9 protein-coding genes (1 of these 9 cut by a window edge) are annotated in these 9,703 nt (G+C 66.5%); 6 read left to right on the top strand and 3 right to left on the bottom strand.

Translation table 11 applies throughout. The features are described from left to right. A protein-coding gene (locus ACODRV_RS02385; protein ID WP_141626083.1) for a rhomboid family intramembrane serine protease crosses the window boundary here: on the bottom strand, positions 1 to 396 show its 5' portion. The gene continues 219 nt to the left of window position 1, outside the view; only the first 396 of its 615 coding nucleotides appear in the window; its start codon is at positions 394 to 396; its stop codon lies beyond the left edge, outside the window. Between the two features lie 171 nt (positions 397 to 567). Here ACODRV_RS02385 and hfaA point away from each other — a divergent pair, with 171 nt between their 5' ends. The 4 genes from hfaA to ACODRV_RS02365 all read left to right on the top strand — a co-directional run bounded on the left by hfaA (position 568) and on the right by ACODRV_RS02365 (position 6,174). Further along, positions 568 to 993: a holdfast anchoring protein HfaA gene (gene hfaA, locus ACODRV_RS02380; protein ID WP_141626082.1), complete on the top strand. Its 426-nt coding sequence runs from the start codon at positions 568 to 570 to the stop codon at positions 991 to 993. After that, the gene (gene hfaB, locus ACODRV_RS02375) at positions 990 to 2,003 is read left to right on the top strand and encodes a holdfast anchoring protein HfaB (protein WP_141626081.1); all 1,014 of its coding nucleotides are present in this window, start codon (positions 990 to 992) and stop codon (positions 2,001 to 2,003) included. Before hfaA ends, hfaB begins: the two co-directional genes overlap by 4 nt. Next, positions 1,930 to 3,186 (top strand): holdfast anchor protein HfaD, encoded by a 1,257-nt coding sequence (gene hfaD, locus ACODRV_RS02370; protein ID WP_488907281.1) that lies wholly within the window; start codon positions 1,930 to 1,932, stop codon positions 3,184 to 3,186. The genes hfaB and hfaD overlap by 74 nt, the downstream gene beginning before the upstream one ends. A 141-nt stretch (positions 3,187 to 3,327) precedes the next feature. Next, the gene (locus ACODRV_RS02365; RefSeq protein ID WP_488907280.1) at positions 3,328 to 6,174 is read left to right on the top strand and encodes a M16 family metallopeptidase; all 2,847 of its coding nucleotides are present in this window, start codon (positions 3,328 to 3,330) and stop codon (positions 6,172 to 6,174) included. 129 nt (positions 6,175 to 6,303) lie between these two features. On the opposite strand, the gene ACODRV_RS02360 is transcribed toward ACODRV_RS02365, so the two are convergent. Beyond that, positions 6,304 to 7,161 (bottom strand): hypothetical protein, encoded by an 858-nt coding sequence (locus ACODRV_RS02360; protein ID WP_488907279.1) that lies wholly within the window; start codon positions 7,159 to 7,161, stop codon positions 6,304 to 6,306. 154 nt (positions 7,162 to 7,315) lie between these two features. Here ACODRV_RS02360 and ACODRV_RS02355 point away from each other — a divergent pair, with 154 nt between their 5' ends. Together ACODRV_RS02355 and ACODRV_RS02350 are read left to right on the top strand one after the other, a co-directional pair. After that, positions 7,316 to 7,858 (top strand): PAS domain-containing protein, encoded by a 543-nt coding sequence (locus tag ACODRV_RS02355; protein WP_168196790.1) that lies wholly within the window; start codon positions 7,316 to 7,318, stop codon positions 7,856 to 7,858. A gap of 106 nt (positions 7,859 to 7,964) precedes the next feature. Next, a complete protein-coding gene (locus tag ACODRV_RS02350) occupies positions 7,965 to 9,167 on the top strand; it encodes a cation:proton antiporter (RefSeq protein ID WP_488907278.1) in 1,203 nt (400 codons plus the stop codon). Here the strand turns inward: ACODRV_RS02350 and ACODRV_RS02345 are convergent. Beyond that, positions 9,164 to 9,691, bottom strand: a complete 528-nt coding sequence (locus tag ACODRV_RS02345) for a gamma carbonic anhydrase family protein (protein WP_488907277.1) — start codon at positions 9,689 to 9,691, stop codon at positions 9,164 to 9,166. The two genes, ACODRV_RS02350 and ACODRV_RS02345, sit on opposite strands and share 4 nt — an antisense overlap. Positions 9,692 to 9,703 lie beyond the last annotated feature (12 nt).

Here is a 9,703-nt window from a genome sequence, read left to right as displayed (position 1 = left end):
CAACAGACGGATGGCGGCGCCGGTCAGACCGAAGACCGCGCCGGATGCTCCGACCACCACATCATGGCTCGCGGCATGCACCAATCCGTAGCCCAGCATCCCGACGACCCCGCACACTATATAGAAGAGAAGAAAGCCGACGGCTCCGCGCACGCCCGGCATCAGCCGAGCGACCGGCGGACCGAAGGCGATGGCTCCCACCGCATTCATGCCCGCGTGGGTCCAGCCGGCATGCAGGAACATCGCCGCCAACAGACCCGGCCACCACGTCCCTTCCGCCAGTGACGCCGGACGGAAGGCGAGACTGAAGCCGCCGTCCGACAGCCAGCCTTGCAGGAAATAAAACGCCGGAATGGAGAACGCGACCAGCACCGAGACCAGGGGCGCATTGAACACCTTCTCGGCGGGCTTCTCGGCGAAAGGGGACTCGGTCAGGCCACAACTCCAATTTTCGGCGGCGAACTCAATGGAATTTCGCCCGGCAAGTCATCGTTAACACCGTTGCCCCAGATTGGCGCCCGGAGTGCTTAGCGCCCCGTAAACCGTATTTCGCTGGAAAACGCCGCCATGCCCGTCAGGATCAAGGTCGTCGCCGCCATCGCCCTGGCCGCCTTCTCGCTTCCGGGCGTCGTCCTGGCGCAGTCCGCCGGCTCGTCCGGAATGGGAACCTATACCGCCGGCTACGGCGGTTCGCGCTACACCACGGCCCAGCCGCAAACCGGCTCGACCCGCGACGCCAACGGCAACCGCCTGATCGTCAACGGCATCATCCAGACCGGGGCCAGCGCCTACTCCAGCACGTCCGGCGGGGTCGGCTCGTCCGGCTACGCCTCGGGCAACGGCCAGACGATCGGTGGCTCCACCGCCATCGGCAACAGCCTGAACGTCGTCGTGCAGGGCAACCACAACACGGTCATCGTCAACTCCACCCAGGTCAACAACGGCAATGTCACCGCCGGCACCGACCTGAACGGCACCCTGAGGCTTCCATGAGCGTCGGCCGTCCTACGCGCCTGTTCAAGATCGCCGGAGCCGCCGGCGCGGTCGCCGCGCTGCTGAGTGGATGCATGTCCACCGGCGCGGGTTCGGACGGCCGCTACGCCGCGCCGATCGGCAATGCGCCGGTGACGGCGAACCCGACCCCATACTCCGCGGCGCTGGTCTGCATGGCCGACTACGCCCGACGGTACAGCCTGCCCTCCCCGCGCATGGCGGTGGGCCGGATCGCCGACTACACCGGCACGGTCTCGGCTGATGGCGGCCGCCAGGTCACCGGCGGCGCCTCGCTGATGGCGATGACCGCCCTGGCCAAGGCCGGCGCCCGTCAGGTCGAACGCTACGACACCTCGGTTTCCGAGATGGAGCTGCGCTACGCCAACAATCGGCTGATCGGCGATGAAGGCGCGGGCGGCGCGGAAGACATCCAGTACCGTCGCATCATCGCCGGCTCGGTGCCCGGCTCCGACTTCTATATCGTCGGCGGGATCACCGAGGTGAACTACAACATCCGTTCGGGCGGCTTCGACGTCGCGGGCGGCCAGACGACCGAAACGCCCCTGTCGGTCGCCGTCGCGGGCAAGCTGTTCGTCATGAACATCGCCATCGACCTTCGTCTGGTCCAGACCACGACCCTCGAGGTCGTGGATGTCGTCTCCTACCAGAAGCAGATCATCGGCCGGGAAGTCTCGGCGGGCGTATTCGACTTCCTGGACGGCAACGTCTTCGACATTTCCGCGGGCGAAGGCGCGCTGGAGCCGGTGCAACTGGCGGTGCGGTCGCTGATCGAGCGGGCGACGGTGGAGTTCATGGCCAATCTGTACGGCGCGCCGGGCCCCGAGGTCTGCCTGCAGGCCGGGCGCGACCCTCTGGCCGGCACGGTTAGCATCACCGGCGGCTATTATCCGGCTTATCCCAACACGGACACCAACAATGGCCAGACTCGCGCCGATCCGTCTCGCTGGAACGATAGCCGCGACGGTGATCTGCGTCGCAGCCGCTACTGAGGCCGCTGCGCAGACTCCGCCGCAGGATGACAGCCTGGTTCTGAACAACCAGCTGCAACTGGGCGACGTCTTCTCCGACCAGACGCTGAACGTCGTCAACGCCCAGGATCAGGTCACCGTCGGAACCACCGCCAACGGCAACGCCGCCTCCGGCTCGGTGGAGAACGGCACGGTCACGGTGCGATCCGATCAGGACATGCGCGGCGACTCGATCGCCACAACCAGCGTCACCGTCGGCGGAGACACCGCTGGTCCGGTGGCGATCCAGTCGAATGCGGGCGGCAACTATCTGGGGGTCAGCGGCTACGGCGCCGACGTCACCGTGCAAGCCACCCAGAGGAACACCGGCGCTCTGGTCGGCGCCCTGACCGACGTGGGTGACGAGAACGCCCGCCTGTTGGCCGGAGGCGTGGTATCGGCCACCGCGACGTCCAACACCGTGTCTCTCTACGGTGAGGGCAGCGTGATCCAGGGCACGGTCGAGCAGTCGTCCTCCGCCACCGTGCGCGCCTACAGCCGTCTGGAAAGCCAATATGTCCCGGCCGCGGCCGAGGTGCAGGCCCAGGCCATGGGCAACGCCATCGGTGTGAACAGCGGTCAGACTTCCGGCCAGACTCTGACCTTCGACCAGACCTCCGGCGGCGACTTCGTCGAAGCCGAGGCCAGCGCCAACACGGGCAACGGCTGGGATCTGGCGGCCCGCGCCCGCGCGGTCGGCAACTACGCCAACAGCTACAACTCCGGCGGCTCGGTCGTGACGACCTCGGCGCAGGACAATGCCGCCTTCATTCGCTCGGCGGCCACGACCACGGCCTATGACTATGGACGGGCGCAGGCCTACGCCAGCGGCGCGGGCAACCAGCTGTCGGTGGGCAACAACGACATCTACGTCGAGATCGACAACAGCCAGATCAACACCGGCGGCGTCGAGGTGACGGCCACCTTCGCCGGTACGAACGGCTATGATGTCTATGTCGGCGCCGAAGCCACGGGGAATACGGTCACCGGCTACGCCTGTTCAGAGTGTCAGGGCTATCTGGAAGCGCGGAACAACCAGACCAATTCAGGCGACGTATCCGCGCAGGCGACGACGACGGTCAGCGGCTCCAACCGCTCGGTGATCTCGAGCAGCACCGCGACAGGAAATTCGGCCACCTTCCACGTCTCCCGGCCCTCACATTAATCTTCGGTAACTTGAGCCGACCCCGCCGGTCGCCGAAGGGTTGCAGCGGGGCGTCGGCGTAAAGATCAGGATCGCGGCCCCTCCTGTTTGCCGGCGCGCCCGCACGGGCTTCGAAATGCGCCTTCGGAGACTGACCGACCCATGCGTTCCCCCCGCCTCCTTCTCCTCGTGGCCGCATCGGCCGTGGCCCTGACGGCCGCCGCGCCCGCACTGGCGCAGCAGGTCGCTCCGACCGACCCCTTCGCTCAGGCCACCAGTGACGTACCGGCGGATTCAAACGTTCGTTTCGGCATCCTGCCCAACGGCATGCAGTATGCGGTGATGCGCAACGCCACGCCTCCGGGCCAGGCCTCGTTCCGCCTGCGTATCGACGCCGGTTCGCTGATGGAGAACGAGAACCAGCTGGGTCTGGCGCACTTCATGGAACACATGGCGTTCAATGGGACGACCAACATTCCCGAGAACGACCTGCTGCGTATCCTTGAGCGTCTGGGCCTGGCCTTTGGCGCCGACACCAATGCGTCGACCGGCTTCGACCAGACGCTTTACATGCTCGAACTGCCGCGCACGAACGACGAGACCGTCGACACCTCGCTGCGCATCATGCGGGAACAGGTCTCCGAAGCCCTGATGGCCCCGGACGCCGTCGACGCCGAGCGTGGCGTCATCGAAGGCGAAGAGCGCCTGCGCAATACGCCGGGTCTTCGCTCGATCAAGGCCCAGCTTGCCCTTCTGGCGCCGGGTCAGCGCATCTCCCAGCGCCTGCCGATCGGCGACCTGAACATCATCCGCACCGCGCCGCGCGAACGGTTCGTCGAATTCTACGAAGCCTACTACCGTCCTTCGCGCGCGACCTTCGTGGCCGTGGGCGACTTCGACGTGGATGTGATGGAATCCAAGATCCGCGCCGCGTTCGAAAGCTGGGAGCCGAAGGCCGCTGACGGCCCCGAGCCCGATCTGGGCACCGTGGCCCCGCGCCAGCCGGGCACCAGTATTCTGGTCGAGCCCGGGATCCAGTCGAACATCCAGCTGAACTGGACCAAGGCGCCAGACCGCGATCCCGACACCGTCGCCGAACGCCGCGACAACCTGATCACCAATCTGGGTCTGGCGGTTCTGAACCGCCGTCTTGGCGAGATTTCGCGCACCGACAACCCGCCGTTCACCTCGGCTGGCGGCGGTCAGTCGACGCTGGCCGACAGCCTCGACATCGCCTCCATCTCGGCCAGCTTCAATCCGGGCGGCTGGAAGGCCGCGCTGGAGTCGATCGAGCAGGAACAACGCCGTCTGGTCCAGTACGGCGTCTCGGACGCCGAACTGCAGCGCGAGATCATCGAGTACCGCACTGCGCTGGAAAACGCTGTCGCCGGCGCCGCGACCCGTCGCACCCCCGCCCTGGCCAACGGCATCGCCGGCGCCGTGAACGGTCGTGCCGTCTTCTCGTCGCCGCAAACCAATCTGGACCTTTTCAACGCCGCGGTGAACGGTCTGACCGCCGCGCAGGTCAATGCCTCGCTGCAAACAGTCTTCACCGGCGGCGGCCCGCTGGCTCTGGTCGTCACTCCGGTCGAAATTGAAGGCGGTGAAGCCGCGGTCACTGCTGCGCTCGAAGCGTCGCGTCAGGTCCCTGTGTCTGCCCCGGCCGCGCAGGCCGAGGTTCAATGGCCTTACGCCGACTTCGGCACGGCCGGCGCGGTGGCTCAACGCCGTGAAATCAGTGAAGTCAGCGCGACCGTCGTGACCTTCGCCAACGGCGTGCGTCTGACCGTCAAGCCGACCGACTTCCGCGATGAGCAGATTCTCGTCAGCGTCCGCACCGGCATCGGCGAACAGGGCCTGCCCACTGATCGTTCGACTCCCCAGGCGCTCGCCCAAGCCTATGTGACCACCGGCGGGCTCGGCCGTCTGTCGTTTGACGAGATGAACCGCGTCCTGAACGGTCGCGTCTATTCAGCCGGATTCTCGGTGGGTAGCGACAGCTACTCCTTCACCGGCGCGACCCGTCCGGCCGACCTCGGCCTCGAGATGCAGGTTCTGACGGCCTATCTGACGGATCCAGGCCTGCGCGCGGCCCCGTTCGAGCAGATCAAGGGCGTCTTCCCGCAGATCATCGCCCAGCAGATGGCCACCCCCGGCGGCGCCTTCCAAGTGCAGGCCTCGGGTCTTCTGGCCAGCGGCGACAAGCGTGAGACCTTCCCCACGGCGGAAGAAGTCGCCGCCTGGACCATCGAACAGGCACGTGCCGAAATCACCAGCGGCCTCAGCACCGGGCCGATCGATGTGCTCGTGGTCGGCGACGTGACCGTCGATGACGCCATCGCCGCCGTCGCCCCCACCTTCGGCGCCCTTCCGCGTCGTGGTCCGGACGCCAACCCGGCGCCGGGCGCGACCGAATTGCGCTTCCCGGCCGGAACGCCGACGCCTGTTCGCCTGACCCACAATGGTCCGGCCGAGCAGACGCTGGCCTACATCGCCTGGCCGACAACCGACGCCGTGGAAGACCGCACCGAAGCCCGTCGCGTCTCGATCATGACCGAAGTGCTGAAGCTGCGCGTGCTGGAAGTCATCCGTGAACAGCAGGCTCTGGCCTACTCGCCGGGCGCCGGCTCCAGCTCGTCGGACACCTACCGCGGCTACGGTTCGGTCTCCATCCGCGCCGAAATCGCCGCGGACAAGGTCGATCCCTTCTATGCGGCGGTGGCGTCCATCGTCCAATCGCTGAAGGACGCGCCTCCGACCGAGGACGAGCTGAACCGCGCCCGCCTGCCGGTGATCGAGGCCCTGCGCCGCAGCCAGGCCAGCAATGAGTACTGGCTGGGCCAACTGTCGGAAGTGGCTGAAAAGCCCGGCGATGTGGAACAGACCCTGACCCACATCTCGGATCTGGAAGCCGTCACCCCGGCTGACGTACAGGCCCTGGCTCGCCAATACCTGCGCGACGACACCGCTTGGAAGGCCATCGTGGTCTCGGCCCAGGCCCAGCAGTAAGCGACAAAAAAGGCCCCGGTCTTCGGACCGGGGCCAGTTTCGCTTCTCAGGATCATCGGCGGAGAGCCGACGACCCCTCTTTCTAGTCTCTCCCGCCTGACGACAGGCTGAACACGCCGTTCAACGGAATCAGAACACCCGACCGCCGACACCGCCGTCGAGCGCGATCGTACCGCCCGTCAGGGCCATTCCGGACGTTTCGACCACTTCCTCGCGATAGGCCGTGTAGGTCTCTTCGCGCACCCAGGTCAGGATCTTCACACCGGCGCCGTACCGACGCAGCAGCGAGCGCTCGTTGCACTCCCGCTCGGCCCGCTGGGTCCGGCACTCGACATTGCCGCCGCCGTACCAGAGCGATTCGCCCTTGCGGCAGGTGACAGTTTCGCCGTGATCAAAGCGGACCTGACCGTCGTACTCGGCCCAGGTGAACTGCATCGAGGTCCCTGCGAGGCAGCGGTAGAGTTCGCCCTCGTAGCCGCCGTCGACTTCACGGTCGGGGCGCACTTGCGAAGCGGGATGCGGAATCGCCCGGTCGTCGATGCAGACGGCCTGGATGACCACACGCTTCTCCCACCGACGGCGCGATTCGTACGGCACCCGCACGACTTCGCGGACGCGGGCGCCCTCGACGTTCAGGCCGTTGATGGTGGTCGGATAGGGCTGGTCGACCGTCACATAGGCCGAACCACCGCCGCTGACCCAGACCGAGCCGCCCGCACGGGCATTGATGCCCGCGGCCGTGCGCGCCGTCGCGTTGGCGTTGGCCCCTGCGTTGACGTTCACATTGACGTTCAGGTTGCCGCCGCCGCAGCACGACGGCGGAGGGGGTGGATTACAGCACACCGGAGGGGGCGGCGGAGGTGGCGGGGGCGGAGGCTCGCAGCACGGCGGGGGCGGCGGCGGGCAGCCGCCGGTGCACTGGGCCGCCGCGTCGTCGGCGACCGCCGACAGGGCCAGAAAGCCCGCCGCGGCCGGCAGCCAGGTCATGATCCGCACCCCCATGGGCCGACCTCCAGATCAGTTAGCGCGCGACCCGCGACGCACGCGGATCGTTCCAGCCTGCATCAGAACCCGGAAACCCTTGCATTTCCGTTGCCTTCGCGGCCCGGGCCTTGCGGCATTCTGTCCCGAGGCGAATGAAGTGTTCCATCCCGATACGCAGTTTCTGATCGACCACTGGACCGGTCTGGCCCGCGCGAATGGCGTGCGCGGCGGAATTCCCGTCCGCTCGGCCCTTCTGCCGGAAGCCTTGGGCCGCCGCCTGCCTCGGGCTTTCATCGCCGACCGGCGCGAGGGCCAAACCGTTCTGTCCCTCGCCGGGACGGCGCTGGACACCTTCTGGCGTGCGCCGCTGGCGGGCGCCCCGCTCAGCGCATTGTGGACTCCGGGTTCGGCAGACCTGCTCGAGCAGGCTGTCATCCGGACCGCGCGTGAAGCCCGTCCGCTGGTGATCGCCGCCTTCACCGACAGCGAGCCGGCGCTGACCCTTGAGATGGTCCTCGCCCCTCTGCGCGGCACCTCAGGACAGGCTGACCGCCTTCTGGGCCTGTTCGCTCCGGCGTCCGCCCTCATCCCCGTCAGGGGCGATGTTCCCCGGCTGGTCGCAAGGCTGGTCGCCGACGCCGGAACGCCCGGTCGCCCGGCCCTCAGCCTCGCCGTCAGCGACGGCCGTCGCATCGCCTGATAGCGCTCACATAATTTGACGTGCCTTTTGTCCGGCACGGGACATAGTTGCATCCAATCGCCCGCCCGAGGCGAACCACAGTCGTTCGGGGGGACGACAGATGCATATGACCACCACCGAAGTGTTCCTGATCGCCATGCTGCTGATCTTCAGCGTGCCGTATCTGGTCTGGCGTCTGTTCAAGACCGACTACTGGGCGCCGCTGGTGGTGGTTCAGATCACCGGCGGCATCCTGCTGGGGCCGGGTGTGCTCGGCGCGGCCTTCCCCGACTACTACGCCTTCGTCTTCAGCAAGGACGTGATCACAGCCCTGAACGGCATCGCCTGGTGGGCGGTCATGATTTTCGTCTGGATCGCCGGGATCGAGCTGGATCTGAAGCAGGCCTGGAAGCACCGAGGCGAGACCGGGATAACAGCGGGACTGGCCCTGACGGTCCCCTTGGTCTTCGGCGCGCTCGCGGCGATGGGCATGCTGGCGCTCAGCCCGGGCTGGGCCGGAGCCAAGGGCGAGACCTGGCAGGTGGTTCTGGGTATCGGCATGGCCTGCGCGGTCACCGCCCTGCCGATTCTCGTGCTGCTGATGGAGAAGATGGACATTCTGCGTCAGCCGCTGGGACAGCGCATCCTGCGTTACGCCAGCCTGGACGACATCGCCATCTGGGGCGTGCTGGCGCTGATTCTCCTCGACTGGGAGCGGATCGGCCGTCAGGGAGCCTTCCTCGTTGGGTTCGGCGCGGCCACGGTCGGCATTCGCATGCTGATGAAGCGCATCCCCCAGACGGACCGCTGGTTCGTCTCGCTGATCTGGCTGGCCGCCTGCGGGTTCGCCGCCGACTGGGCCGGGCTGCACTTCATGGTCGGCGCCTTCCTGTCAGGCGCGGTGCTGGACGCGGAATGGTTCGACCAGAGGCAGATGGACCAGTTCCGACAGCACATCCTGCTGGCCGTCATGCCGGTCTTCTTCCTGTCCACGGGTTTGCGGACCCAGTGGGACGTCGGCGGCCTTATGGTCTTCGGTGCCGCGGCAGTGCTTCTGATCGCTTCCGTCGCCGGCAAACTGCTGGGCGTCCGGATCGCCGGGCGAATCCTCAAATGGGAACAGGGCGAGGCTTCGGTCATCGGCTGGCTGCTGCAGACCAAGGCCCTGATCATGATCATCTTCGCCAACATCCTGCTGGACAAACAGGTGATCACGAACACGACCTTCACGGCCCTGCTGTTGATGGCCGTCGGTTCGACCATGCTGACCACGCCATTGGTGGCCCCGAAGCTGAAGAAGCTTCAGGGCTTGCTGGCCAAGGACGGCTAGACCTCTTTCAGGTCGCTGACGTAACGCTTCCAGTTCTGGACATAGTGCTGGGCCGATATGCGCAGGGCATCGATCTGACCGGGCTCGAGCTCGCGCACGACCTTGCCCGGCTGCCCCATGACAAGGGAGTTGTCCGGTATTACCTTACCCTCGGTGATCAGGGCGTTAGCGCCGATCAGACAGTTCTTTCCGATCTTCGCCCGCCCCAGAACCACCGCTCCGATGCCGATCAGGGTGTTGTCGCCAATCTCGCAGCTATGGAGCATGACCATGTGCCCGACGGTCACGCCGTCGCCGATGGTCAAGGGTTCGCCGGGGTCGGAATGCAGCACGCTGCCGTCCTGAATATTGGTGTCATGACCGATCGTGATGGGATCGTTGTCCCCCCGCACGACCGCTCCGAACCAGACACTGGCGCCAGGCTTCAGAATCACGTCTCCTGCCACCACAGCATTAGGTGCCACCCAGTATTCGCCCTCAGGCGGAAGCTGCGGTTTCTTGTCCGCCAACGCATAGATCGTCATAGAAACATCACC

This window comes from Brevundimonas sp. FG8, from assembly GCF_057808845.1.
This window is presented reverse-complemented; position numbering and strand designations above follow the sequence as displayed.